Source organism: Synergistaceae bacterium (assembly GCA_017540085.1).
Lineage (GTDB): Bacteria > Synergistota > Synergistia > Synergistales > Aminobacteriaceae > JAFUXM01.
Map to the genome: position 1 here is coordinate 25,587 of JAFYBQ010000025.1, position 24,386 is coordinate 49,972.

Consider the following 24,386-nt stretch of genomic DNA (forward strand, 5'->3'; position numbering starts at 1 on the left):
CTAAAATACCGTCTGCAAAATCTGCGTGATTACTCCGGGCTTCTGTGTTCGTGAGATTATGCCGCGCCCCTTCACCGCGATTTCAGCGTTCGCGATTAGTGAGCTGTCTATTCTGTTGTCCGAGTTTACATCTTGAGGACGGATAACGCCTATTAGCTGAAACTGTAATACTTCCTCACTTGTCCTTACGTCCCTTGTGCCCTCGATGACGAGATTACCATTCGGCAAAACTTCCGTAACAATACATGCAAGCGTTGCCGTAGCGTGATGTTTCCGTTCAACAGAGCCGTCTCCCGCTGAAGTATTCGTTGTTGTGAAACTCGCCAGCCCGCGTATAAAGCTCAATATGCTTGTGCCGTTCACGCCTCCGTTAATGTTGCTGGTTGCCGTCTTGTTTACGTCCATAGTAGCCTCGTCCTTAGCGTCTGTGCGTTCATTAACCTGAACCGTAACAATGTCGCCGACCCTGCCCGGACGTGTGTCTCCGAACCAGTTTGCGCCGTCATCCCACAATGAACCCGCGAATGACATTCCCGGAATCATCATCATCATTATTACGCAAAGCAACTTTTTCATGATTTGCCCTCCCTCAGTCTGTGCTTACTTCTACAGTGTTCTCATCAATGATTCTTGCCCTGAGTGTTACGCGCCTGTCGTCCGCCCTTCTGACTTTGACCCATTCGCCCGGCCTGCCGTCCTCCAATAATACACCGTCTGTGCTTGCGCTCGCACCGTTGTAACGCGCTATGATTTTGACCTGCCTACCGCGCTTGAGTACCTGCGAATTTGTGAGATACCGAAATTCTAACGGCTCACCCTGCTTTATGTTCCTGTTTGACGTGAAGCCGGAGATTTCCGCGATGTCTGACGGGTAAATACCGGGGCGGGTGATTTTCATGGGACGGGAAAAAACATTCTGCCGTGAAATTCTGTCGTCCCTCTTGATGTTGCTTGCGGCGAATAATACATTTTGCGACCATGTGAGACGGACATTCAGAGGGCGGACTCTTCCGCTGTCATCCTGAAACCTGAGAGTCGCGCCTGAAGTGCCGGGTACGAGGCTTGCGGGGTCTATGAGCTTTCCTTCCGGGACTGGGGAATTTCCCGCAATTTCGAGTCCTCCGCTCCAGCCGGCAATAGATTTCAGCGTCGGCACAAGGTCAGAAAGGGAGCGCGATTTCTGAGGCGGTGAAGTCTCCGTGAAGTTTCCCTCATATTCGGGGGACTCGATTCTTGACGACAGCGGCATACGGATTTCGAGACGTATATCACTCACATCACTGTCATCAATTGCCCGCATAACTTCCCGGCGGTCTAGCCTGTCTCCGTCCGGCCACACTTGAATGTCAGCCAACATTTTGCGGGTTCGCTGGCTGCCTCCTGTGATACGGGCGATTTCTCCGAGCCTAACGGGATTTTTTGCGGTGTAAATCACGCTTGGTATTTCGAGAATGACAGACTGCGCCGAATACGCCGGAACACATAAGGCTGTAAGTATGACAAAAAGCAGAAGCATAAAGATATGCCCCTGCCCTGAAATTTTCCGCAGCATAGCCCGCCTCAGTGCTTGAGACTGTTGGCGATCCTCAAAAGCTCGTCCGCCGTCTGAATCCCCTTTGAGTTTGCCTCGTAAGCCCTCTGCGCTACTATCATTTCTACCATTTCTTCAACGACCTGAACATTTGACATCTCTATGACATTCTGCCTTACCTGCGGCATTCCGTCCTCGCCGGGGTTGCCTGTTATGGGCTGGCCGCTTGCAGGGGTCTCGACAAAAAGCCTGTCGCCTAATGCCCGGAGTCCCGTAGGGTTGACGAACCGCGCTAACTCAAGCTGCCCTAGCTCCTGAAGCTCTGTCTCATCTCCGACTCTCACCGAAACGACTCCAGTTGGTGAAAGCTGTATGCTCTGCGCGTTGTCGGGAATTGTGATTCCAGGCTCAAGCAAATATCCGTCCTCGTCAACAATTTGCCCCTGATCGTCAATCTGCCATGATCCCCCGCGTGTGTAGCCTATGCGCCCGTTTCCCATGTTGACCTGAAAAAATGCGTTGTCGTCAACTATTACCCAGTCTAATGGGCCGTCTGTGATCTGAAAATTTCCCTGTACCATGAAACTTGGCGTAGCGTTGACCCTCGTACCGAGTCCGACCTGGACTCCTGTCGGCACTACTGAGCCTCCCTCAATAGGTGCGCCCGGCTCACGGTAAATCTGATACATCAAGTCTTCAAAGTCTGCCCGGCGTTTCTTGTAGCCCTGTGTGTTGACGTTGGCAAGGTTATGCGTTACAACGTCTAAGTGCGTCTGCTGGGCTATCATTCCTGACGCGCTAGTCCATAATGACCGCAACATGATTTATCCCTCCTGTTATCCTCTGCTGAATGACGTGATTAATTTGCTTGTCTGCTCATCGTGAGTCGTAAGAGCCTTTGACGCTCCCTCGTAGATTCTCTGAGCCTCAATCATTCGCGCCATCTCCGTAACGACTTCTACATTTGAGGCTTCAAGCATTCCCGACCATATTTTAGGGTCTCGACATTCTCGGCCTCCCCGGACTGCTCTGTGGGCGTGAGAAGGTTATTGCCGTGATGACGCAGGTACGTGGGACGCTCAAAATTGAAGACCGATACCCGCCCGACAATCTCATTATTTACGATGATTTGCCCGCTGAGATTAACTGTCAGTGTTGTTGCGTTGTTGCCGACATTAATCGGGCCTCCCTCGCCCTGTAACATAAGGCCGTTCGGGTTGACTATGTTCCCGTTGTTGTCGAGGGTGAAATTTCCGGCGCGTGTGTAGTAGGTGTTGCCTTCCTCGTCAGCAAGAGAGAAAAAGCCCTGTCCGTCTATGGCCATGTCGAGCGGATTCTCTGAGGTCTTTACGACTCCGGGAAAAGTGTCCATGACATCCTCGGAGAATATCGCCGCAAGCGCAACAGAGCCGATAATCTCCCTGCCTTTGAACGGCATATCAGCGGGAAGAACAGTTGTGATTTTTGTCTCGCCGTCCTCTGATACTTTCTCGATACGGTCAAGCAATGCGGAGAAATCAGACGTTGCCGAAATCCTGCGCTTGTAGCCGGGTGTGTCAACGTTGGCCAAGTTGTTTGTGATGACATCAAGGTGCGTTTCCTGAACAAGCATTCCGGAAGCGGCCTCATATATTCCGCGGTGCATGTGTCAATGTCTCCTTCCTAGTAGCGTTTCCGTGATGAGCGTTTGAGGTTGACTAACATTGTGCTTCTGCCTGTTCCTTTGAGGCTGTCAATTTCCGCGAGGGCTTTGCCTGTTCCGAGTGCAACTGACTCCATCGGATTTTCCGCCGTGAAGCAGTTTATGCCTGTCTGCTGTGCGATTAATTCCGGGAGTCCGTGAAGCAATGCCCCTCCGCCTGTAAGCACTATGCCCCTGTCGATTATGTCGGCTGAAAGTTCCGGGGGAGTTAGCTCAAGAACATTCCGAATCCCGTCAACAAGAGTCTGAATCATTTCGCCTATGGCCATGTTTACCGCCGAGCTTGTTACCTCAATTTGACGCGGGAGTCCCTGCACTAAGTCGCGCCCTTTGACTATCATACGCTGATCCTGCTCCAGCGGTACGCACGTACCAATCATGATTTTGAGGTTCTCCGCTGTCTGATCTCCGATTGCGAGATTATACTGACGGCGCAAATACCGCGTAATTCCCTCGTCAAACTTGTCCCCGCCGAGCCGCAGAGATTTCGACACGACAACCCCGCCCAGCGAAATCACCGCAATGTCCGTAGTTCCTCCGCCTATGTCGACAATCATTTTCCCGCGGGCTTCCTCGACATTCAGATTCGCACCGATTGCCGCGGCCATTGGCTCCTCAATCAAATACGCCTCACGCGCTCCGACCTCTAATGCCGCCTCAAGTACCGCTCTGCGTTCAACGTCAGTAGCCCCGGAAGGAACGCATATCATTGCCCTGTTGCGGAAAAATTTCTGTGTCCCTTTAGTGATTCGCCTCATGAAGTGCTGCAACATTGCCTCAGTCATCGCGTAATTCGCTATTACTCCGTCCCTTAGCGGCCTGACAGATGTAATACTTCCCGGAGTCCTGCCTACCATGCTTTTAGCGTCATAGCCAACCGCGAGAATCTCCCCGGTGTCCTGGTCAACCGCAACAACAGAAGGCTCACGCAGGACAACTCCGTGATGTTTCTCGTAAATTAATACTGTGGCAGTCCCTAAATCTATACCTATATCAGTTCCGAACAAATTTCCTCACCCCTGCAAGTAATATCATCATAAACCTTCATGGCCGGGACTCACTCTCCGTGCGTATTCTGTTTATCATTGAGGCCAAATACCCCGCGCCGAATCCGTTATCTATATTCACGACGCTGACACCGCTGGCGCATGAGTTCAGCATGGCAAGAAGCGCACTTACCCCGCCGAATGAAGCCCCGTAGCCCACGCTCGTAGGAACGGCGATAACAGGACAATCCGCAAGCCCCCCGATAACGCTGGCTAATGCTCCCTCCATCCCTGCGACGGCGACAATAACACTCGCGCTCATTACGTCATCGACATGCGATAGTATACGGTGAAGGCCGGCGACTCCGACATCATAGAGTCGTTTTACGCGGTTTCCGAGAGTCTCAGCTGTGAGGGCGGCTTCTTCTGCGACTGGTATATCACTTGTCCCCCCTGTTGCAACGAGAATGAATCCGCTTCCTTCAGGCCGGGGAATTTCTCCGTAAACAGCGGCTCTTGCGTCAGGGTGATAATCTACCTCACAGCCTAGGCGGTGAAGCTCGTCCGCTGAGTCCTGCGACAAACGGGTGATGAGAATAGTATTCTGCCCGCGGGATTTCATTACGTCAATTATTCCGGCTATCTGCCCGGGAGTTTTGCCCGCGCCGTAAATGACCTCAGACGCTCCCTGCCGAATTTTTCGGTGAAGGTCAACTTTAGCATAGCCAATATCCTCAAAAGGCTGCTCCCGTAATTTAAGGTATGCTTCCTCAACAGTGATATTATGTCCGTGAAGCTCGTGAAGTATTTTCTTTGTGCCGTCCAAGAAATTTTCACCTCCGCGAAATAATAGCATACTTAATATATCTCGCCGAAATTTGTCTCTTCACTGTCGACTCTCTCACGGTAAAATATGACCTGCTTCACTATTGCCATTGACGGCCCGCGGCGGAGCTTCTCTTTCATTTCGTTGACGCATTCGGGAGGCCCCTGCATTACGACTTCTACACGTCCGTCAAAAAGATTCTCAACCGTTCCCGTTAGTCCGAGCCTTTCAGCCTGCTGACATGCCCAATACCTGAAGCCAACGTGCTGGACTCTCCCGGAGATTAACGCCCTAACGCGGATAAAATTGCTCCTGTCCTCGTAGTAACTCATTGCCACACCTCCAACGCTGTAAGCTGGCGTTCAGTTTTCCCGGCCCAGTCATTATTGGCGCGTGGGTTTGCGGGGCTTGGGTGAAGTATCCTGATGATTCGCGGATGTCCGTAGCTCAGTGAATACGACAGTGATAATTTTGCACGTGAATATGCGAATGTCCCGACACCTATAACGTAATCCGGCCTGAGAATTTCTATTGCCTCGATTAATGCGCTGTCGCAGAGTTCGCAGAGGCTTTGACGGTCTGAGGGGGCGAGCTTGTCGGGTGTAAGGTTACGGAGGCTGCCTTTCTCTGTCCGGGCAATGAACAATAACGGGCAGTAGTTGAGGACGAAATTCTCCGCAAAAAAATTCTCTGCTGTCCCGAATTTTTCCCGGAAGAGTCCCCAGAGTCTTTTGCCGCTGACTTCAGAGCGCGGGCAGTCGAGCCCTTTGACGGGGTAAGAGAGCTGCATATTTTCGGGCGTGAAGATCTTTATCCGTGTTATGCCGAGAAAATCGCGCACAGCGTTCACCTCGCCGAAAGGAATCCCGGTCTGAGCCATTCCCCAAGGGCCGGGGTTGATTCCGAGAAAGACAGCGCGCTTCCTGCCCTCTGAGAATTTCGCGTACTGCCTGAAGCCGTCCCACGCATAACTGAGGGGGTTATACACAAATTCGGCCGGCCATGAGAATTGGAGCCTGCCAACGTCATCACAAAGACGCTGATATATTCTTAGTATGTGAAAATTATTCATGATGGGTATATTTTAACGCAGAGAAAAGAAAATCCCCCGCCGAATTTCCTGCGGGAGATTGGGATTATTTATTTGCTTTCATCTTCCTCACTCAAGGCATACATAGAACATTCCCCAAAGACAGACGGCAATACTTTATGTAGCAATTTTTTCACGCCTATTTTGAGTAGATATTTTCCGGGTGTCCGAAGTATTACCCTGCGGCTACCTTCATAGCTTTCGGCCATCATGGACAGCAGAGAAAATAAATCCGGCCTGTAGTCATCCTCAAACAGTGAACGCCCTGAGTCAAATCCTGTGAAGGCTCTGCATTTTTCCGCCAGAGAATCGCGGAAGGGGATGAATTTTTCCGGGTTGTCAGGAGGCGTATTGAAGTCATAGAATCCGCCGCCCAGAAATTCCTGCTCAGGACAGTGTCGCACCCATTCTTCCGTCCCGTCAAACCTTCCGTCATATTTTTTCTTGTCAATAAGGCAGACAGGAGTCCCGAATGCCAAGCAGGGCATTGCCGTATGAAGGTTTCCCGTTATGACCGCATAAGCATTGTGATACGTGTACAGCATTATTTTTGCAATCTCAAAACGGCTCTTGCTGCCAAACATCGGGCTGAAGTTTTTTGTGAGACGGTACACAGGCTTTTCCGCTCTTTGTGAAACATAGTCATAAACTTCATCAGAGACATCAACGCAGAGTATATACTCGGCTTCGCGCTTCTTCCTGAGATTTTCGTTCGGTATGAGAGTTGTTGTAAGACATCCGGAAAAATATGCGGGTATGCTGTTTTCGAGAAGGAATTTCATTGTCGACTCGTCCCGGCAGCCGACAGGGCCGTGCGAAATAAGATAATCTCTCGCGCGTCTGCTTTTTTCTATTTTCCGCCGTATCTTTTCCGCAAAGTGCATTGACAGCAAAAGAGGATCAATATCTTCTGACGGGGGGAAATTCTCAGGGCAAAACATATACCACGCGTTGAGAATCATTTTCACTTTCTCATGGTCATTGCTGCGGAACTCATTCATCTTTTCCCTGAATATATAGTAATCCACATGTGGCAGAAATCTCTGCGCGGCAAGACTCTGTATCTCATCGCCTATATTTGTGTATAAGTACTTCGATGTGTATGAGTACTTTAAGAGGCCATAATTCATTCTGAGTCTATTATACTATTTATCACTGTCTGTCAACCGCCTTTTATGGGAATGTATATCAGCATGAAATTTCCCCCGCCGTTTTCTGACGAGGGAAAATTTTGCTTACGATTTTACTTCCACAGCTCCCACTTTGACTGATCTGTGTGAAGAAGGTGATGTGCCTTTTCGCCTAACGGTTCGCCAAGGTATTCCTTGTAGCACTGAACGATTGACGGGTTCTCGTGTGAGAATCGCAGAGTCATCTTCCTGTCCATGTCGAGAAGGATTTTCCCGCGGCTTTCTCCGAGTTCGTTACCTTCCTCGATGGGCTGACCGCCTCCGCCCGCGCACCCTGTCGGGCAGGCCATGCACTCAATGAAATCATACTGAGCTTTTCCGCTCCTGACATCCTCGCAAAGCCTGCGGATATTTCCCAGTCCGTGAGCTACGGCAATACGCAGTTTCTTTCCGGCAATCTCAAATTCTGTTTCCTTTATGCCGTCATAGTCGCGAACGTAGCGGAATGCATTTGCGTCCGGGTTCTTGCCCGTAACGAGGTAATACGCGCTCCGTAATGCCGCCTCCATGACTCCGCCGGTCGTCCCGAAAATATGACCAGCTCCCGACGCTGTTCCGAGGGGTGCGTCAAATTCTCCGTCTGAGAGCGCTTTTACGTCAATTCCTTCCGACTTTATGAGCCTGTCAAGCTCTCTCACTGTCAAGACTACATCAATATCCCTCGCGCCTGAAGCGTTCATGCAGTCAACATCGCACTCATACTTCTTTGCGGTGCAGGGCATGAATGACACGTGATATATCTTGTCGGCCTCAACTCCGAGAATCTGTGCGTACCACGTCTTGATGATTGCACCGAACATCTGCTGAGGTGATTTCGCTGATGAGAGATTCGGCACAAGATCAGGAAATTCCATCTTTATGAAGCGTACCCAGCCCGGGCAGCATGATGTGAACATCGGGAATTTCTCCGGCTTTCCTGCTGCTGCGTTCTTGAGTTTCGCTACAAATTCTGAGCCTTCCTCCATGATCGTCAAGTCAGCAGAAAAATCTGTATCAAACACGTAATTGAACCCTACAGCCCGTAATGCCGCCGCGAGTCTCTCCGCGCTTGCTTCCTCGTGTGAAAGTCCGAGCTTTTCGCCCCATGACGTTCTCACAGCCGGAGCTACTGACGCGATCATGATCTTGTCGCCCTGTGCGAATGCGTCGCGAACCTTCTGCGTGTCATCGCGCTCAACCAATGCGCCGACCGGGCAATGTGTTATGCACTGCCCGCAGATTGTGCAGTGTACTTCGGGATCTGTGATTTCTTTTCCGCCCGTAACGCCTACTGTTGTGCGTGAGCCTGACTTGGCGATGTCCCACACGTTCATTTGCTGAATCTTTTCGCAGACCTGAACACAGCGCATACACTTTATGCACTTGTCATCGTTTCGGATTAACGGAAAATCGCTGTTCCATCTGAACGCGGCTATATCCTCGTGGTAAGGGAACGTGTTAATTCCTAAATCGTTTGCTGTCGTCTGAAGCTCACAGTTCCCGGAGCGGACGCACTCAGCGCACCTTGCGTTATGCTGTGAGAGGATTAATTCAACGTTCGTCCTTCTTGCCTGTCTGACTTTCGGGCTGTTCGTGATAATCTTCATGCCTTCCTGAACGTAAGTGTTGCATGATGACACGAGACGGTCAAGCCCTTCTATTTCGACGACGCAGACACGGCACGCGCCTATTTCGTTTACGTTCTTGAGGTAGCACAAATGCGGAATGGTTATGTGATTGAGCTTTGCGGCCTCAAGTATCGTTGTGTTTTCGGGGACTTGTATTGCCTTGCCGTTAATTGTCGCGTTTACCATTTCACTTCACGCCCCTCTCTGAATTTTCCGAAGCCGTAATAGTCGCACCGTAAGCACCTTCCCGACTCCTGTTCCATTTCCTCCTGTGTCATTCCCTTTTCGACAAGCTCGAAATCGTGAATACGCTGGTCAATCGGACGCTCGCGCATTTTGACTCTTCCGCAGGCCGGGCGGTTATGCGGAACGGGGTCAGGAATTTCAACAGGAAGCGTTATCGGGTGATGGAAGCCGAGATATTCATCAATGTTAGCGGCGGCGACTTTTCCTGCGGCGATGGCTCGTATTACTGTCGCGGGGCCTGATACGCAGTCTCCCCCGGAGAAAACGCCCTCCATTTTGTCGCCTTTAACCTGCTCGCTGTCGAATGCCTCAATGCAGCCCCATTTGACCGCAATCCCGGACTCCTCGAAATTGTGCGAGTCGATTCCCTGCCCAATCGCAACAACGATAATATCTGCCTCAATGCGTATAGGATCTGCGCTTGCGTCTTTGGGAGCGGGGCGGCCTCCTTTAATGTTGCTTATCATCTGCTGTTTCACCCAGAGTGCTTTGGCTTTTCCGTCTTCAACTTCAACCTTCAGCGGGGCGGCAAGCTCTATAATCTCGCACCCTTCAACCTCTGTCGCTTCTACTTCCTCCGCTAATGCTGTCATGTCATCTTTGCGCCTGCGGTAAGCTAATGTAACTTTGTCCGCGTTGAGACGTAATGACGATCTCGCGCAGTCCATAGCAACGTTACCGCCTCCGACAACGACAACCTTTTTCCCGCGAAAATCGGGGAAATCCTCATCGCCGATTCTCCGCAAGAGTGTTACAGCCGACATAACGCCGTCTGCGTCCTCGCCGGGAATCCGTAATGATTTATCCGTGTGCGCTCCGATTGCGATATATACAGCGTCAAAATTCTCGCGGAGCTTTGAGAGCGGGTAATCTTTTCCGCCGATTGATACCTCTTTGTGTACTTTGATGTCCCCGGCAGTGAGCAATGTTTCAATCTCTTCATGCAGGACTTCACGCGGGAGTCTGTATGACGGGATTCCGTAACGGAGCATTCCGCCGAGTCTCTTGCGCTGTTCAAAGATTTCTACGCTGTGTCCCATCATGCCGAGATAATATGCGGCTGAAATTCCGCTTGGGCCTCCTCCGACAATGGCGACCTTCTTCCCTGTTGCGGGCGCGGGCTTCTCGCCTTCACGGTAAACAGGAACATGGCCGGCGTGATCTATCGCGTAAAGTTTGAGGCCGCGAATGTTTATCGCGTCATCTACCATTCTCCTGCGGCATTTGTTCTCGCAGGGATGTTCGCAGACCATAGCGCAGACTGACGGGAACGGGTTATCTTTGCGGATGAGTCTCACTGCGTCGGCATATCTTCCGGCGTTCACGAGAGCGATATATCCGGGAATGTCTACATGCGCGGGGCATAACGTTACGCACGGAACAGCCCGGAATCCTTCTGATGTGCACTGATGGCCTTTAGCGTGTGCTTCGTAGTCCTCGCGGAATCCTTTCACGCCCTTCAAGACCATGTTAGCGGCCTCGTAACCTATAGCGCAGTCAGCGGATGTTGAAATAGCTTCTGCAGTCTTCTCGATCGTCTCAACGGTCTTCATATTTCCTTTGCCGTCAATCAAATCATCAATGAGCCTCTCAAGCTGAGGAAGACCCACGCGGCAGGGCACACATTTTCCGCAGGTCTGTGCGGCGCAAACTTTGAGATAGCTGCTCGCAACGTCAAGCGGACAAAGAGCAGGGGGCGCACCCGTAACACGCCGTTCAAGGTCTTTGTGAAGGGATTCTACGGCGGCCTGAGCTTTTGTCTCATTCATAATGCTAAGGCGACTCAAAATTGATTCACTCCCTCGTTGTTATTTGTGAAAATTTTACCCCTTGGATGAGATTATTATACCTGAAATTGCTACGGCCATGAAAAAATTTGCGCGGCATTGTGAGATTTTGAGGCAAAAAAATTCTCCCTTCTGACAATTGCCGGAGGGGAGAATTTTTTACTTCCTGTAAAGCCCTAAGCGTGAGGCAAATATTCTCAGCGTGAACGAAATCAGACGCAGATTATTCCGCCACCGCCCAGGCTCCTGCAACATTCGGTAGAGCCACTCAAAGCCGATTTTCTGAACCCACAAGGGAGCGCGCAATAGATTCCCGCTGAACACATCAAACGCTCCCCCGACTCCAACGCACAATATACCCCGGAGCTTGTCCCGATGACGGTACACCCATTTCTCCTGGCGCGGCTGACCCATCGCAACAAGCAGAATTTTCGCGCCTGACCGGGAAATTTCAGCGGGTATAGTCTCGTCCCTCACGTCAAAATATCCGTCCCTCGCCCCCGCGACAACAAGGCCGGGAATTTTGTCCTGCAATATTTCCGCGCATTTCACCGCAGTGTCGCCCGCAGCACCGCAGAAATACACAGGCCATCCCTCAGCCGCCGCCGTCCGGCATAAGTTCTCCGCAAAATCAATCCCCGCGACTCTCTCCTGAACAGGCCGCCCAAGAATATACATTCCCGCGCATAACCCGGAGCCGTCAGCAAGCCTCATTGATGACCAGTCTACAGCCTCTGCAAATTCCTCATCATCAATAAACGTCTCCATGCCTATGGCGTTAAGGGTAACGATTAATTTTGCTGACTGCGGGTCGGGATTCTGAATCATTCCCCGCGCTTTTGAGACCGCGTAATTCATTGACACGTTGTCGAAATCAACGCCCCATAGGGACGGGGGAAGCGGATTTTTCCTGCTCCTTATGTGCCGGAAGATTATCACCGCAAGCACTATCAGCCCGGCAACTGTCCACTTCTCCCACGCCGCCGCCATGCTCGTAACAGCGCAAAGCCCCGCAACTGACTGCACAGCCTCAGAATGTTCCACGCCGTCGCGGAGCATATCACGGTAAATTTTGCCTCCTTCATGAGGGTCTGAGTCGGTCATTATGCTTTTTGCGAACGACACGAGAATTTCAGCCGCCGGAATCGCAAACAGTCCAAGCGAGAGAAATAATACGGTGCTTAACACGATTCCTTTTGTCGAACCCATTATTGATGTGCCTGCCACGAGGAAGCCCCACATTGATGAGAGGGATTTTCCTGCCTGGCGGTACATGTTGCCGAAACGAGACCAGAATCCCGCAAGCAGCATCATTCCCGCGAATGACATGAAGAACTCGCCCGAACCCGTAGCAATGCAGGCCGACATCATAAGCACGAACGTAACCGCTAAAACATGGCCGGTGAGTCCGGGAATTTCGTCAATGTACCTGAATATGAACGGGAAAAAGCTGAACCACATTGTCCCGGCAATGAGCGAGAATGCCGGAGTGAGGTAGATATATTCTCCGTCCGGGAATCGTATGAAGTGTACCGCCGGGCCGTAATACGTGCATAGGAGTCCTATTACGGGGTAGAGCCATCGCCAGCCCTTTCTGCCGTAAATATCCTCAGCGATTCCTGCCACAGCCGCAAGCATAGCCCCTGCCACGACTATTTTCGCGTCCATGCTCCCGAACCATATCGCAAGAACCATGAACGCCCCCGCAAGAACTATATCCCGCATATATCCGTACTGCCTCGCGTCAAGAAGGTACTTGATATATTTCTGGACTCCGATACATATTCCGGCCATGAGGACACAGCCGAGTACCACGAAAATATTACCGTGCGTCAATTCTCGTCAGTCCGTCCATGTAAGGCACGAGGGCTTCGGGGATTGTTATGCTTCCGTCTTCATTCTGGTAATTCTCGATGATGGCAATTAATGTGCGTCCTACTGCGATTCCTGAGCCGTTAAGGGTGTGCGCGAATCTGGGCTTGCTTCCGTCCGCCGGCCTGTAACGCAGGTTCATTCGCCGGGCTTGGAAGTCCTCACAGTTTGAGCATGAGCTGATTTCGCGGTATTTGTTCTGAGACGGCAGCCACACTTCAAGATCGTATGTCTTGCATGAGCCGAACCCAATATCCCCGGAGCAGAGATTTACGACATGATACGGGAGATTGAGAATTTTGAGGACATCCTCAGCGTTTGAGGTGAGTTTTTCGAGTTCGTCATAGCTTGTCTCAGGTGTGCAGATTTTCACCATTTCAACTTTGTCGAACTGGTGCTGACGCATGAGTCCCCGTACATCTCTTCCCGCGCTGCCTGCCTCGCGCCTGAAACACGGAGTATACGCGGTGTAATATTTCGGGAGGTCTTTTTCCTCAAGTATGCTTTCACGGTTGAGATTCGTCAATGGCACTTCAGCGGTAGGGATAAGCCATAAGTCATCATTCTGCAATTTGTACAAATCCTCCGCGAATTTCGGCAATTGCCCGGTACCCTCAAGAATCGCCGAACGTACCATGAAAGGCGGCTCAACCTCTAAATATCCGTGCTGTTTCGTGTGAAGGTCAAGCATGAAATTGACTAATGCCCGCTCCATTCTCGCGCCGAGTCCCTGAAGGACGGTGAAACGGCTCTGCGCTAACATGACTCCCTTCTCAAAGTCCATAATTCCGAGAGCCTCTGCCACGTCCCAATGCGGTTTAGGCTCAAAGGAAAATTTCCGGGGTTCTCCCCATGTCCGCACAACGGGGTTATCATTCTCATCATTGCCGATTGGAGTCGTTGCGCTTAACTTGTTGGGAAGGGTCATTAAGTAGCCGTGTAATTCCTCCTCGATTTTTGCCAGCTCTGAATCAAGCTCGCTGATTTTCCCGCCCATTGCTTTGATTTCGGCTTTGAGGGCGTTTACGTCAAGTGAGGGGTCATTCTTGGCCATTCCGATACGCTTTGAGCCTTCATTGCGTTTTGCTTTGAGGTCTTCTGTTTCGCCGATGATTCTGCGCCGTTTAGCGTCAAGCTCCGTGAGTACAGCCAAGTTGAAATCGTGCTTTCTGTCCCGGAGCATTCCGGCGTATTCGTCCATGTTGGAGAGTATATATTTGATGTCGAGCATTGTGGATTAGTTCCCTTCTGTTGATGTAGTTTTTCTGACGGCACGGAGTAAATTTGCCATCTCAATCGCACCTAAAGCGCAGTCAGATCCCTTGTTGCCAGCCTTGCTGCCTGACCGCAAGAGTGCCTGCTCCAATGTATCACACGTAAGCACCCCGAAAAGGACGGGGACTCGATGTTTCAGGCCGACAGACGCGAGTCCCTTTGACGACTCCGCCGCTACATAGTCGAAATGCGGAGTATCACCGCGAATCACCGCGCCAAGTGCTATAACAGCGTCATATTTCCCCGTAAGCACGACTTCCTCGGCGATTAACGGAAGCTCCCACGCCCCAGGAACCCAGTAGATGTCGATTGCGTTCGGTGATACGTCATGACGGATGAGGGTATCTTTTGCGCCCTCGATGAGTCGGGATGTTACTATGTCATTGAAGCGTGAGGCGATTATTGCGATATTGAGACCTGAGCCGATTAATTTTCCTTCTGTTACTTTCACTGCTTTATTTCCTCCTTCATTTGACTGTGTTCCTGAACCCCTCTTCCGCTCGCGCTCCCTCCCCCCTAATTTAGGGGGGACTAAGGGGGGCAGAGGGGTTACCACAAAAGGGACAATGTTGGTCAGACTGTAAACACATGACCCATGCGGCTGGCTTTTGTGTCAAGATACTTAATATTATAGTCGTTGGGCGTAATTACGATTGGCACGCGCTCGGTGATTTCTATTCCGTATTCTTCTAGGCCGGAAATTTTGCCGGGGTTGTTCGTCATCAGGCGTATTCGTTTGAGTCCAAGGTCTTTGAGAATCTCCGCGCCTGTTCCGTATTCCCTCATGTCGGGGGGGAAGCCTAATGCCACGTTTGCGTCTACTGTGTCGAGTCCCTCGTCCTGAAGCTGATACGCCCGTAGCTTGTTGAGGAGACCTATTCCGCGTCCTTCCTGCCTCATGTAGAGCAATGCCCCGCGCCCCTCGTCAGCAATCATCTTCAAGGCTGTGTGTAGCTGAGGCCCGCAGTCGCACCTGAGAGAGCCGAGAACATCCCCGGTGAAGCATTCGCTGTGTACTCGGACTAAAACGGGTTCGGGAGTCGAAATATCGCCCATGACTAACGCTAAATGAGTGTGGGAGTCGTCATCCTGCGTTATGCTCCTGTATGCGCTGACTTGGAAGAGTCCAAAGGGAGTCGGGATTGGGACGGTTAATTTTTTCTCAACGCGCTTGTATTTGCTTTTTGTGATTATTATTTCGTGATCGTGATTATGGCAGTCCAAATGTTTATCATCTCTCTTTGCGGGAGTTATATTAGCAGAAATATCTTATCTCGCCAAAATAATCCAGCCACGCTTCAATGATAGTACCGATGTCATCTTTTATTGCCTCAATCAGCCTCCGCAGTCCTTTTTCAGGAATCCGTGAATTGTTGTTGGCTACAATGGCTTTGCCGTCTTTCGTTATCCATATCTTTGTAGCATTTGGGCCGGGCTGTCCTATAGCAATATGTACATGCACAGGCTCGCGAGGTTCTCCTTCATTCGTCCAGAAAATATAACGTATCGGCCAATCCTAAAAATAGTCGGCACAAGTAATCCCTCCGTCCTGTGAGTACTTCATGAAAAGAGCTTCATTCATTCTGACAAGGTGCTTCAGGTACTGCATTTCCAGCCACGAATAGCCGTTGACCTCCCATCTGTACATAGGAAGCCAGCACGTAGCGTCGTGAAATCCTCCGTCAACAGGAGTCTCAATATACACTTTCACGGTGCCGTCCGGGTACATCTCTGAATGCGTAATCTCTGTGTCATCGTTGAGGGTCATAAAAGGGTACATCATGATTCGTTTCATCTCCTTTCGCGGGTATATTAGCACACAAAAAAAGCACCGGCTGTGAGTGTCCGATGCTCTTGTGATTTCCTGCTACACTTCCTCGAAATGATGACGCTTGTCCGGCAATTTGGGGCATTTGTCGAAGCTGTTTGCGTTTGACCGGGGGCGCGAGCCTTTGTCTGTGTTCCAGCTTACCACTCACTACCGCGCAGTATGCGTGATTTCAAGGCTCTTGCTTCATCATGTCTTTTCCTGGTCTCGTTTTCGATGAAGTAATCCCTTTCCCTAGGGTCATGGATTCCGTGTCTGTCAGCGTCCGCTTCAATTTTCCTGATTGACGCGGCTTCTGCTTTGTCAAGGAGTTCACGCGCTTTTTCAGGGTCAGACCTTGCCACCATCGCGGCCATTTCCCTTTACTTCTTTATTCCTGTCTCCGCCATTGAGTTAGCCGCGTTTTTCATCAAACTGCTGAAGAATCCCATGCTCTTGCGCCTCCTCCGTCAGCTAATCCGCAGGCCCGAAAATGTAACCTACAGCCCCTCCTACCGCAGCTCCTACAGCAGCCCCGGCAGGCCCGGCCACCGCAGTGCCAATAGCAGCCCCCGCGCTGGCTCCAGCTATAGCACCGCTTTTTGACGGCTTCACTGTAACCTTGGTTTTGCTCCCGCCGCCCGGTATTGGAGTTGTTTCTATATCAACTACATTTTCCTTGGGCATTATTTACTGCACCTCCTAACCGTTATTCCTCAGTTCCTGCGCTTTCTTCCTCGCAAGCTCCGCGGTCGCGTAATCCTTTTTCGCGTTCCCGTAATGGTAATCTCCCTCGCCATTTTTGGCCTTCGCCCATTCGGTATTACCCTTGCGCGTGAAGGTCTCAGCGACTTTCTCATAAGTCTCCGCCGTTTTCGCCATGTTGTAGCCTCCTTAAACTAGCACAAATACAACCTTGCGTTTTGTGGTTTCTTTACGCTAAGTCTTTGTTGATGAGTGTTAATTTTTCTGCACTGTGAAATTTTACGGCAATTATACTATTAGGGGGGGGGGGCTTTGTCAACAGCTTTCTTCACCGAATAGCCGAATCATTTTCTAGGGGCTATAATCATTCCCATCAATCAAAATCTCAGGGGGCAATCATGAACATACTGACATATGAAACTGTGTCGCTTGACGAAAATCAGTCCGCCCTTCTCATTCTCGATCAGACGAAACTGCCCGGCCATGTCAAAATTCTCCGCCTGACTGACATCCGGGACATATGGAACGCCATCAAGACCCTTCAGGTCAGGGGCGCGCCCGCAATTGGAATAGCCGCCGCATTCGGGCTGTACCTGTCAGCAAGAAACATCACCGCAAGCAATTACCCCGCGTTCATGGCCGGACTCAAAGACGCAAAAGACTACCTCAATTCCGCCCGGCCTACAGCCGTCAATCTCTCGTGGGCGTTGAACCGGGTATACTCAGTCGCAGAAGCCAGCGCAGACAAAGCCATTCCCGAAATCATAGAGGCACTAAGGCTTGAGGCTCTCGCGATAAAGTCAGAGGACACAGAAACATGCAGGAAGATCGGCGAATATGGCCTGACATTGATACACGACGGGGACGGAATTTTGACACACTGCAACGCCGGACAGCTCGCCACGTCAAAATACGGCACCGCATTAGCACCCATACACTTGGGACGCGAGAAGGGAATGAATTTCCGCGTTTACTGCGACGAAACAAGGCCGTTATTGCAGGGTGCGAGGCTCTCAGCGTTTGAGCTTGTCGCCGACGGAGTCGACACTACATTGATTTGCGACAACATGGCTTCACAGGTCATGAAGGAAGGAAGAGTCAGCGCGGTTTTTGTCGGGTGCGACAGGTTAGCGGCCAACGGGGACTGCTGCAACAAAATCGGAACATCGGGACTCGCGATCATGGCGAAATATTACGGCGTTCCCTTCTACGTTTTCTGCCCCGCGTCAACAATAGATATGACAATTCAGACAGGCGCGGAAATTGTGATTGAGCAAAGGAATCCCGATGAGGTTACAGAAATGTGGTACTCAAAGAGAATGGCTCCCGATGGCGTGAAAGTTTACAATCCTGCGTTTGATGTTACGGATAATTCATTGATTGCGGGGATTGTTACTGAATACGGGATCGCGAGGCCGCCATATATTGACAGCCTCCGGGAAATTCTCACGACAGGAGCGACCGCCAGTAATCCGAGTCCTTAACGCCCGTCCCAAACTCCGAAAGCCTCGCAACATATTTCCCAAGAATATCCGTCTCAAGGTTGATTATTCCTCCGGCTTTAAGCCCTCCCAGAGTCGTCGCGCCCAGAGTTGCAGGGATAATTCCGACAGAGAACGAGCGAGTCCCCGCGTCAATCACTGTCAGGCTGATTCCGTCAACCGCAACGGATCCCTTCTCCACGATTCCCCGCAATAAGTCTGAGTCTTCCGGGACAAATACGGCCTCTTTCGTGTCAGTCCCGCGAATCTCCTTCAGAACCGCTACACCGTCAACATGTCCCAGCACTAAATGACCGTCTAATCTGTCTGTCAGCCTCATAGCCCGCTCAAGATTGACCCTCGTCCCCGCATGAAGTCCCCGCCCGAACCATGTCCGCGAAAATGTCTCCTGCATCATCTCAACATCGAACACGTGCGAGTCATTCCGCGTTACTGTCAGACATGCCCCGCTCACACTGACGGACTGACCGAGCGACAATTCACCAGAAATTTCAGACTCAATGCTGAGAGTGTAATACGTTCCCTTCCTGCTGAAACTCTTTACCGTCCCGATCGTCTCTATAAGTCCGGTGAACATGACAATCTCCCTTCTATTACCGTGTCATCGCCTGCTGTGCGCGTGATTGGATTCGTGAGTGTGAAGGCCGATTTTACGTCAGCAAAATTCATACCAGCGTCAATAGTTTTCCCCCCGCCGAAAATTTTAGGGGCAATGAACAGCCGTATGTAGTCCGCGACTCCCTCATGAAGCAACGCGCCCAATATACCCGGCCCGCCCTCGGCCATGAGTGTCAGAATCCCCCGCCCCGCTAAATATTCCAGTGCCGAATGAATGCCGACATGACCCCCGGATGATTTCACCTCTGCGATTTCCGCGCCTATGTCCGTCAATGCTTCTGCCTTCTGACGGTCTGCACCTTCCGCCGTGATGATGATACATTTCCCGTCATGGCCGATAACTTTTGCTGACGTGGGAGTCGTCAGACGCGAGTCCAGAATCACGCGGACAGGATTAATCCCCGCAACATGTCTCACGGTCAATTCGGGGTCATCGCTAAGGACAGTGCCGACTCCCACTAATACAGCGTCATTTTCCGCCCTCATTCTGTGGGATTCTGTGCGGGACTCGATCCCTGTTATCCATTTGCTTGCGCCGTTCGGCAGATTCATTCGCCCATCAAGAGAAATTGCCGCCTTCAGGCTGACGAATGGCCGCCCGTATTTGTGGACGAAAACGAATCCCCGGTTGAGGAATTTCGCTTCAGCCTCAAAATCTTTCAGCTCCGTAACCTTTATCCCAGACTCGCGGAGAATGTCTATCCCTTTTCCGTTGACTTTGGGATTCGGGTCTCTCATGGCAATTATGACCTCTGCGACTCCTTCAGCGACAAGACGATTCGCGCAGGGGGGAGTCTTCCCGTAATGGGAGCAAGGCTCAAGAGTAACATACACCGTTGCTCCCCGGACATTTTCGCCGTGATTATGCGCGTCATTTATGGCTTCAATTTCCGCGTGAGGATGGCCGTACTGATGGTGCCAGCCCTCGCCGATTATGCGTCCGTCCTTCACGATTACGCAGCCTACCATAGGATTCGGGGATGTCATTCGGAGTCCGTTTTTTGCCAGCGACAAAGCGCGGGACATGTATTGAGTGTGAATTGTTACCGCCTCCGGGAAAATTTTTGCTGACATTGTATCACCGCCGTAACAATTACAGATAACAACATTAACGGCCTATGTTAGAATTACGCTATCGAAATTTCCATAAACCATATCAAATTTCAGGGAGGGTAAAATTCTCATGAAAAAATTTTTGTGTTCAGTGCTTGCTGTAATGCTTGTGCTGTCATGCGCGGCGTTCGCTTCCACTGAATGGAAGTTTGAGCGCAAGGTTACCATCGTTTGCCCGTGGAGTGTCGGCGGGGGTGCTGACTCGACTCTCAGGCCGATGGCAAATTTGTTGAAGCCCATTCTCGGCCAAGAGGTTGAAATCGTGAATGTTACGGGCGGAAACGGAGTTACGGCGGTTGAGTATGTCTACAAGCAGCCGGCGGACGGCTATACGTACATGCTTGGGACTCAGAGTCTTTTCATGCAGGACATTCAGGGAACAACGTCAATGAACTTCAAGGACGAATTTATCCCCGTAGCAAGACTCGTTCACGCAATCAACGTAATAACAGCCTCGAAAAAAGCAATGGATCGCAAGGGCTACAAGACATTCTCAGAAATGATTGAGTACGTCAAGAAAAATCCGTTTGAGGTCAGCGTAGGTATGTTGACAAGCACGGGGCTAGACGGCGCGTCATTGAAGCAGGCTCTTGAGGGTCTCGACATTCTTGATGTTTCGTATCCTTCCGGCTCTGAAATGAACTCGGCACTTGTCGGCGGGCATATTGACATTATGGTAACAGGCACTGACGAAATAGAGGGACTCATTGCGGCCGGGGATGTCGTTCCGCTCCTTGCGCTGTCAGAAAAGAGAATGAAGCGTTACCCGGATGTTGAATGCTCGGTTGAGCTGGGAATCAATTCGGTGTTAGGGCCTGCAAGGGGAATTTTCGCCAAGAAGGGAACACCGAAAGAAGCTATTGATGTCCTTGTCGCGGCAATCGAGAAAGCGTCCCAAGATCCTCAGTGGCAGGCGTTCCTTGTGCAGGGGTGCTACGATGAGAGACCCGGATTCGCGGGGCCTGCTGAATATGGAGCGGACTGCGAGAAGGATTACAGGCTGCTTTCTGATTACCTCAAATCAGAAGGCGTGCTGAAGAAAGATTACTACAAATAGCGACATGACAATACGCGGGGTGAAGTCATGCCCCGTTTTTTTGTGCAAAGGAGAAAATCACAGTGTTTGAATTAATCTGCAACGTTCTATTATGGCTGGGACTCCTCTATTCTTACTTCTTCCACGTCCTAGAAGCACCAATCCCCGACCGAACAGCCCGCAACCCCTACACACTGAAGCCGGACGTTTGGCCGAAAGCAATCATCATACTGCTACTCATCTGCATAGCAATCAACATCATCAACATCATCCGCAAGAACAGGAACAACCCGGATTTCTCGTTCGCGTCAATGTTCAACATCAACGTAAAACGCTGGCTCGGTATGGCAATCATCATCGGCGCAAGTTTTGTGCTTGAGCCTCTCGGCTATATGGCTACGTGCTGCCTTGTGCTGTTCCTTTACGGGTTATTGCTGGGACAAACTCACGTGTTCAGGCTCGCAATATTTTCTGTGGTGATTACGTTCGTTCTTTATGTCGTGTTCAGCGTGTTGCTGTCGGTGAATCTTCCGCGAGGGACGATTGAAGCCTGTCGCAACTTCTCACTTTACGTTGAAGGCATTGTAGCTTCTGTTCAGTCAGCATTAGGCATGTAGGGAGGAATAATCATGACAACTTGGGAATTGTTCACAAACGGCTTCAGCGTATTGATGGATCCCTACACATTTTTGATGGTGGTGTTTGCGATTGTTGTCGGGACGATATTCGGGGCATTGCCCGGAGTCAGCGCGACAATGGCGGTGGCACTGGGACTCCCGTTCACGTACTCAATGCAGCCAGTTCCGGCGATAGTGTTCCTTGTGGCTATCTACTGCTCATCAATCACGGGCGGAAGCATTACGGCAATCCTCTTCAAGATTCCCGGTGTACCATCGTCAGCACCTACGACATTTGACGGCTACCCGATGGCGCAGAGGGGCGAGGCGGGGAAGGCTCTCGGAATCGCGTTAGGGTCGTCAGCAATCGGCGGACTCGTTTCGGCTCTCGCAATGCTGACATTATCACCGCAATTGACACAGGCGGCATTGTCATTCAGCCCGTCAGACATTTTTGCGATTACGTTCATGGGACTCTCAATCCTGACATGCCTCGACAGCAAGAACATTCTGCGGACTCTGATTTCCGGCCTCTTGGGACTCCTGCTTGCGTGCGTGGGACAGGATCCTATGTACGCGGTACAGCGACTCACATTCGGGAGCGGTGAACTTATTGCGGGACTCGAAATGATTCCCGTGTTAATCGGAATATTCGCCGTAACAGAAGTACTCAAGCAGACAAAGAAGCGCGACAAGCTCACAGCCGACGAGAGCACAGCCAGCGTAAACACAAAGATGCCATCATTCCGCGAATGGTGGGGGATCAAATGGTTGCTCGCAAGATGTTCTGTCATTGGTACGATAATCGGCATACTTCCGGGGGCTGGTGCTACGATAGCTTCATTCCTGTGCTACTCAAGCGAGACGAAACTCTCAAAGCACCCGGAGAAATTCGGAACGGGAATCATTGACGGTATAGCCGCCTCCGAAACCGCCAACAATGCCGCAACGGGCGGAGCAATGGTGCCGTTACTGTCTCTCGGTATTCCGGGCGGTAATGCCGCGGCGGTAATGATGAGTGCGCTTGTGCTGAAGGGCGTACAGTTAGGGCCGCTGTTACTCGTAAATCAGCCTCAGTATCTCAGCGCAACATTTGCTTCAATGGTCGTAACAAATATATTGATGGTCATCGTTGCGATTGCGATTGCGAAAGTGTTTGCGCAGATTTTGGCGGTGCCGTATTCATATCTTGGGCCGATAATAATAATGCTTGCGATAATCGGATCATACGCAACGAACATGAGCATTGCTGACGTGAAAATCATGGCGATTGCGGGCGTGATAGGTCTCATAATTTCTGCGTGCCACTTCAACAGCGCGGCATTGATTCTCGGACTCGTTCTCGGCGTGATATGCGAGGGGAACTTCAGCAGGGCTTACACGATTTCGCGGGCTAACCTCGTGAACATGTTTGCGCGTCCTGTTGCTGGTACGTTGATGGTAATCAGCCTTGTGCTTCTTGTGTGGCCGATAGTGTCATCACTCTTCAGGAAGAAAGAAGCGTAAGACGAAAAATTTTTGCCTCTCGTGAAAGAATCGCGGGAGGCTTTTTGTTGTAAGGAGGATTTTATGCCGGAAATTTCACGGTTCTACGGAATCAGAATCTACATGTATTATGATGAGCATAACTCGCCTCACTTCCATGCAAAATATGACGGTGAAGAAGCCGAATACAATTTTGACGGCGATCTGCTGAAAGGCTCAATGCCTGCGCGAATCACAAAGATAATTGCAGGATGGGCAGTACTTCATTCACGGGAGCTTGAAGAGAACTGGGAGGACGCAAGAGACGGACGCGAATTGACAAGCATAAGGGGGCTGAAATAATAATGGGATGCCATGAATGCCCCGATGCTGTGAAAGTTGAGCCGCTTAATGATTATGTGCTGAAGGTTGAATTTGCTGACGGAACAATAAAGGCCCGTGATTTCTCAGATCATTTCAATAAAGGAGTCTTCCGAAAACTGCGCGATATATCATTCTTCAGGAAAGCTCATGCTGAAGATGGCGCAATAGTTTGGGATGACACATTAGACTGCGCCCCCGAACACGTATATTATCATGAATAGTTTGCGGCCTCTCGTGAAAGAATCGCGGGAGGCTTTTTTATCATCCTGCAAAAGAAAAGACACCGGAAATTTTTTGCCGTGATTAAAGCTGAAGTATCATCATCCACACTACATCGCCGTTTGTGTAGGGTGCACTGTTTTTATTGTTCGTCTGAAGGAGTCCGAAAGATTTTGCGCGTTCTGCGAATTTCCGTTTGAGGGTGCTGTTTCCTCCGTCTTTGCCGTCAGAAATCACGTAGCCTATGAACCATTGATTTCTTTTATTTTTGCCATCGTTGTCATTCAGGCGGTAAGCTCCCGATGTAATAGCCGCGGATTTCTTGTCAGTTCCATACCCTGAGCCGCTCGCACGGACTCCGGGAATGTTGCTCATGTAGCGAAGCACTTCCGCTTTGAAGCCACTTGTATCACGGTAATCTTTGTCTTCTCTGCTCTCCCAAAATTCCTGCACCGGGCTTTTATGGCCGTTATATTTAACAAGATATGCGCCATTGTTAGACTGTTTCTCTATTTTGTCCGGGTTGTCGATATACCAGAACGTTACAGCTGCCTTAAGATTCTTCAGGTTGCTTATGACGGTTGTCGCTGTTGTCGTTGCGATGATCTCGCCCGCTGAAATCATCATCATGGCCGAGAGAATGCCGATTACAATAATAACAATCAGAAGCTCAACGAGTGTGAAGCCTTTTTTGGCGTATTGTTGGCCTTGCGTATTGTTATAAAACATCATAAGCCCTCCTTATTGTGTTAAATTTTTTCTTAAGAATGTATTTATTATACTCTGCTTGCGCTTAATATTTCTCTGTC

The 24,386-nt window shown here is 50.6% G+C and carries 30 protein-coding genes; 6 read left to right on the top strand and 24 right to left on the bottom strand.

What is annotated here, in order from left to right; translation table 11 throughout:
- The 21 genes from IKQ95_04850 to IKQ95_04950 all read right to left on the bottom strand — a co-directional run bounded on the left by IKQ95_04850 (position 1) and on the right by IKQ95_04950 (position 16,801).
- Positions 1-576 carry a flagellar basal body L-ring protein FlgH gene (locus tag IKQ95_04850; GenBank protein ID MBR4196022.1) on the bottom strand — a complete coding sequence of 192 codons (576 nt, stop codon included), beginning with the start codon at positions 574-576 and terminating at the stop codon, positions 1-3.
- Between the two features lie 13 nt (positions 577-589).
- On the bottom strand, positions 590-1,516 hold the full coding sequence (gene flgA / locus IKQ95_04855) for a flagellar basal body P-ring formation protein FlgA (GenBank protein MBR4196023.1): 927 nt from the start codon (positions 1,514-1,516) through the stop codon (positions 590-592).
- A 44-nt stretch (positions 1,517-1,560) separates the two neighbouring features.
- Positions 1,561-2,352, bottom strand: a complete 792-nt coding sequence (flgG, locus tag IKQ95_04860; GenBank protein MBR4196024.1) for a flagellar basal-body rod protein FlgG — start codon at positions 2,350-2,352, stop codon at positions 1,561-1,563.
- 15 nt (positions 2,353-2,367) lie between these two features.
- Positions 2,368-2,511, bottom strand: coding sequence for a hypothetical protein (locus tag IKQ95_04865; protein ID MBR4196025.1), 144 nt, complete (start codon positions 2,509-2,511; stop codon positions 2,368-2,370).
- Complete coding sequence (locus IKQ95_04870; GenBank protein ID MBR4196026.1) at positions 2,490-3,176, bottom strand: flagellar hook-basal body protein; 687 nt, start codon at positions 3,174-3,176, stop codon at positions 2,490-2,492. Before IKQ95_04870 ends, IKQ95_04865 begins: the two co-directional genes overlap by 22 nt.
- 17 nt (positions 3,177-3,193) lie before the next feature.
- Positions 3,194-4,240: a rod shape-determining protein gene (locus tag IKQ95_04875; protein MBR4196027.1), complete on the bottom strand. Its 1,047-nt coding sequence runs from the start codon at positions 4,238-4,240 to the stop codon at positions 3,194-3,196.
- Between the two features lie 37 nt (positions 4,241-4,277).
- Positions 4,278-5,075, bottom strand: coding sequence for a nickel pincer cofactor biosynthesis protein LarB (gene larB / locus IKQ95_04880; GenBank protein MBR4196028.1), 798 nt, complete (start codon positions 5,073-5,075; stop codon positions 4,278-4,280).
- Between the two features lie 2 nt (positions 5,076-5,077).
- Positions 5,078-5,377: an acylphosphatase gene (locus tag IKQ95_04885; protein ID MBR4196029.1), complete on the bottom strand. Its 300-nt coding sequence runs from the start codon at positions 5,375-5,377 to the stop codon at positions 5,078-5,080.
- The gene (locus tag IKQ95_04890; GenBank protein MBR4196030.1) at positions 5,374-6,117 is read right to left on the bottom strand and encodes a hypothetical protein; all 744 of its coding nucleotides are present in this window, start codon (positions 6,115-6,117) and stop codon (positions 5,374-5,376) included. Before IKQ95_04890 ends, IKQ95_04885 begins: the two co-directional genes overlap by 4 nt.
- A gap of 68 nt (positions 6,118-6,185) precedes the next feature.
- Complete coding sequence (locus IKQ95_04895; protein MBR4196031.1) at positions 6,186-7,163, bottom strand: hypothetical protein; 978 nt, start codon at positions 7,161-7,163, stop codon at positions 6,186-6,188.
- Between the two features lie 215 nt (positions 7,164-7,378).
- Positions 7,379-9,118 (bottom strand): [FeFe] hydrogenase, group A, encoded by a 1,740-nt coding sequence (locus IKQ95_04900; protein ID MBR4196032.1) that lies wholly within the window; start codon positions 9,116-9,118, stop codon positions 7,379-7,381.
- A complete protein-coding gene (locus IKQ95_04905) occupies positions 9,112-10,965 on the bottom strand; it encodes an FAD-dependent oxidoreductase (GenBank protein ID MBR4196033.1) in 1,854 nt (617 codons plus the stop codon). The genes IKQ95_04900 and IKQ95_04905 overlap by 7 nt, the downstream gene beginning before the upstream one ends.
- A gap of 159 nt (positions 10,966-11,124) precedes the next feature.
- Positions 11,125-12,801: a WecB/TagA/CpsF family glycosyltransferase gene (locus IKQ95_04910; GenBank protein MBR4196034.1), complete on the bottom strand. Its 1,677-nt coding sequence runs from the start codon at positions 12,799-12,801 to the stop codon at positions 11,125-11,127.
- Positions 12,788-14,068 carry a serine--tRNA ligase gene (gene serS / locus IKQ95_04915; protein MBR4196035.1) on the bottom strand — a complete coding sequence of 427 codons (1,281 nt, stop codon included), beginning with the start codon at positions 14,066-14,068 and terminating at the stop codon, positions 12,788-12,790. Before serS ends, IKQ95_04910 begins: the two co-directional genes overlap by 14 nt.
- A 6-nt stretch (positions 14,069-14,074) precedes the next feature.
- Positions 14,075-14,563: a 6,7-dimethyl-8-ribityllumazine synthase gene (locus tag IKQ95_04920; GenBank protein ID MBR4196036.1), complete on the bottom strand. Its 489-nt coding sequence runs from the start codon at positions 14,561-14,563 to the stop codon at positions 14,075-14,077.
- Positions 14,564-14,685: 122 nt separating this feature from the next.
- Positions 14,686-15,378 carry a GTP cyclohydrolase II gene (gene ribA / locus IKQ95_04925; GenBank protein MBR4196037.1) on the bottom strand — a complete coding sequence of 231 codons (693 nt, stop codon included), beginning with the start codon at positions 15,376-15,378 and terminating at the stop codon, positions 14,686-14,688.
- The gene (locus IKQ95_04930) at positions 15,368-15,619 is read right to left on the bottom strand and encodes a DUF4160 domain-containing protein (GenBank protein ID MBR4196038.1); all 252 of its coding nucleotides are present in this window, start codon (positions 15,617-15,619) and stop codon (positions 15,368-15,370) included. Before IKQ95_04930 ends, ribA begins: the two co-directional genes overlap by 11 nt.
- 9 nt (positions 15,620-15,628) lie before the next feature.
- Positions 15,629-15,895 (bottom strand): hypothetical protein, encoded by a 267-nt coding sequence (locus IKQ95_04935; protein MBR4196039.1) that lies wholly within the window; start codon positions 15,893-15,895, stop codon positions 15,629-15,631.
- Positions 15,896-16,080: 185 nt separating this feature from the next.
- Positions 16,081-16,296, bottom strand: a complete 216-nt coding sequence (locus tag IKQ95_04940) for a hypothetical protein (GenBank protein ID MBR4196040.1) — start codon at positions 16,294-16,296, stop codon at positions 16,081-16,083.
- A gap of 97 nt (positions 16,297-16,393) precedes the next feature.
- A complete protein-coding gene (locus IKQ95_04945; GenBank protein ID MBR4196041.1) occupies positions 16,394-16,606 on the bottom strand; it encodes a hypothetical protein in 213 nt (70 codons plus the stop codon).
- 15 nt (positions 16,607-16,621) lie between these two features.
- Complete coding sequence (locus IKQ95_04950; GenBank protein ID MBR4196042.1) at positions 16,622-16,801, bottom strand: hypothetical protein; 180 nt, start codon at positions 16,799-16,801, stop codon at positions 16,622-16,624.
- 221 nt (positions 16,802-17,022) lie between these two features.
- On the opposite strand from IKQ95_04950, the gene mtnA reads away from it, so the two are divergent.
- Positions 17,023-18,108, top strand: a complete 1,086-nt coding sequence (gene mtnA, locus IKQ95_04955; GenBank protein ID MBR4196043.1) for an S-methyl-5-thioribose-1-phosphate isomerase — start codon at positions 17,023-17,025, stop codon at positions 18,106-18,108.
- Here mtnA and IKQ95_04960 read toward each other — a convergent pair.
- Together IKQ95_04960 and ribD are read right to left on the bottom strand one after the other, a co-directional pair.
- Positions 18,071-18,703 (bottom strand): riboflavin synthase, encoded by a 633-nt coding sequence (locus IKQ95_04960; GenBank protein MBR4196044.1) that lies wholly within the window; start codon positions 18,701-18,703, stop codon positions 18,071-18,073. The two genes, mtnA and IKQ95_04960, sit on opposite strands and share 38 nt — an antisense overlap.
- A complete protein-coding gene (gene ribD, locus IKQ95_04965; protein MBR4196045.1) occupies positions 18,685-19,818 on the bottom strand; it encodes a bifunctional diaminohydroxyphosphoribosylaminopyrimidine deaminase/5-amino-6-(5-phosphoribosylamino)uracil reductase RibD in 1,134 nt (377 codons plus the stop codon). Before ribD ends, IKQ95_04960 begins: the two co-directional genes overlap by 19 nt.
- 109 nt (positions 19,819-19,927) lie before the next feature.
- Between ribD and IKQ95_04970 the strand changes: the two genes are divergently transcribed.
- The 5 genes from IKQ95_04970 (at position 19,928) to IKQ95_04990 (ending at position 23,579) form a co-directional block, all read left to right on the top strand.
- Positions 19,928-20,914, top strand: a complete 987-nt coding sequence (locus IKQ95_04970; GenBank protein ID MBR4196046.1) for a tripartite tricarboxylate transporter substrate binding protein — start codon at positions 19,928-19,930, stop codon at positions 20,912-20,914.
- A gap of 62 nt (positions 20,915-20,976) precedes the next feature.
- Positions 20,977-21,510 carry a tripartite tricarboxylate transporter TctB family protein gene (locus tag IKQ95_04975; GenBank protein MBR4196047.1) on the top strand — a complete coding sequence of 178 codons (534 nt, stop codon included), beginning with the start codon at positions 20,977-20,979 and terminating at the stop codon, positions 21,508-21,510.
- A gap of 12 nt (positions 21,511-21,522) precedes the next feature.
- A complete protein-coding gene (locus IKQ95_04980) occupies positions 21,523-23,016 on the top strand; it encodes a tripartite tricarboxylate transporter permease (protein ID MBR4196048.1) in 1,494 nt (497 codons plus the stop codon).
- Positions 23,017-23,079: 63 nt separating this feature from the next.
- Positions 23,080-23,337 (top strand): DUF4160 domain-containing protein, encoded by a 258-nt coding sequence (locus tag IKQ95_04985; GenBank protein MBR4196049.1) that lies wholly within the window; start codon positions 23,080-23,082, stop codon positions 23,335-23,337.
- A 2-nt stretch (positions 23,338-23,339) separates the two neighbouring features.
- The gene (locus IKQ95_04990) at positions 23,340-23,579 is read left to right on the top strand and encodes a DUF2442 domain-containing protein (GenBank protein ID MBR4196050.1); all 240 of its coding nucleotides are present in this window, start codon (positions 23,340-23,342) and stop codon (positions 23,577-23,579) included.
- A gap of 82 nt (positions 23,580-23,661) precedes the next feature.
- Here the strand turns inward: IKQ95_04990 and IKQ95_04995 are convergent, their stop codons facing one another.
- Positions 23,662-24,306, bottom strand: a complete 645-nt coding sequence (locus tag IKQ95_04995) for a prepilin-type N-terminal cleavage/methylation domain-containing protein (GenBank protein ID MBR4196051.1) — start codon at positions 24,304-24,306, stop codon at positions 23,662-23,664.
- Positions 24,307-24,386: the final 80 nt, after the last annotated feature.

Bases quoted from the DNA above. Each gene is read 5' to 3' on its own strand.
- IKQ95_04850 (MBR4196022.1), bottom strand. From the start codon at position 576: ATGAAAAAGTTGCTTTGCGTAATAATGATGATGATGATTCCGGGAATG.
- flgA (MBR4196023.1), bottom strand. From the start codon at position 1,516: ATGCTTCTGCTTTTTGTCATACTTACAGCCTTATGTGTTCCGGCGTAT.
- flgG (MBR4196024.1), bottom strand. From the start codon at position 2,352: ATGTTGCGGTCATTATGGACTAGCGCGTCAGGAATGATAGCCCAGCAG.
- IKQ95_04865 (MBR4196025.1), bottom strand. From the start codon at position 2,511: ATGCTTGAAGCCTCAAATGTAGAAGTCGTTACGGAGATGGCGCGAATG.
- IKQ95_04870 (MBR4196026.1), bottom strand. From the start codon at position 3,176: ATGCACCGCGGAATATATGAGGCCGCTTCCGGAATGCTTGTTCAGGAA.
- larB (MBR4196028.1), bottom strand. From the start codon at position 5,075: ATGCTATTATTTCGCGGAGGTGAAAATTTCTTGGACGGCACAAAGAAA.
- IKQ95_04885 (MBR4196029.1), bottom strand. From the start codon at position 5,377: ATGAGTTACTACGAGGACAGGAGCAATTTTATCCGCGTTAGGGCGTTA.
- IKQ95_04890 (MBR4196030.1), bottom strand. From the start codon at position 6,117: ATGAATAATTTTCACATACTAAGAATATATCAGCGTCTTTGTGATGAC.
- IKQ95_04900 (MBR4196032.1), bottom strand. From the start codon at position 9,118: ATGGTAAACGCGACAATTAACGGCAAGGCAATACAAGTCCCCGAAAAC.
- serS (MBR4196035.1), bottom strand. From the start codon at position 14,068: ATGCTCGACATCAAATATATACTCTCCAACATGGACGAATACGCCGGA.
- IKQ95_04935 (MBR4196039.1), bottom strand. From the start codon at position 15,895: ATGATGTACCCTTTTATGACCCTCAACGATGACACAGAGATTACGCAT.
- IKQ95_04940 (MBR4196040.1), bottom strand. From the start codon at position 16,296: ATGGCCGCGATGGTGGCAAGGTCTGACCCTGAAAAAGCGCGTGAACTC.
- IKQ95_04945 (MBR4196041.1), bottom strand. From the start codon at position 16,606: ATGCCCAAGGAAAATGTAGTTGATATAGAAACAACTCCAATACCGGGC.
- IKQ95_04950 (MBR4196042.1), bottom strand. From the start codon at position 16,801: ATGGCGAAAACGGCGGAGACTTATGAGAAAGTCGCTGAGACCTTCACG.
- mtnA (MBR4196043.1), top strand. From the start codon at position 17,023: ATGAACATACTGACATATGAAACTGTGTCGCTTGACGAAAATCAGTCC.
- IKQ95_04960 (MBR4196044.1), bottom strand. From the start codon at position 18,703: ATGTTCACCGGACTTATAGAGACGATCGGGACGGTAAAGAGTTTCAGC.
- ribD (MBR4196045.1), bottom strand. From the start codon at position 19,818: ATGTCAGCAAAAATTTTCCCGGAGGCGGTAACAATTCACACTCAATAC.
- IKQ95_04970 (MBR4196046.1), top strand. From the start codon at position 19,928: ATGAAAAAATTTTTGTGTTCAGTGCTTGCTGTAATGCTTGTGCTGTCA.
- IKQ95_04980 (MBR4196048.1), top strand. From the start codon at position 21,523: ATGACAACTTGGGAATTGTTCACAAACGGCTTCAGCGTATTGATGGAT.
- IKQ95_04985 (MBR4196049.1), top strand. From the start codon at position 23,080: ATGCCGGAAATTTCACGGTTCTACGGAATCAGAATCTACATGTATTAT.
- IKQ95_04990 (MBR4196050.1), top strand. From the start codon at position 23,340: ATGGGATGCCATGAATGCCCCGATGCTGTGAAAGTTGAGCCGCTTAAT.
- IKQ95_04995 (MBR4196051.1), bottom strand. From the start codon at position 24,306: ATGTTTTATAACAATACGCAAGGCCAACAATACGCCAAAAAAGGCTTC.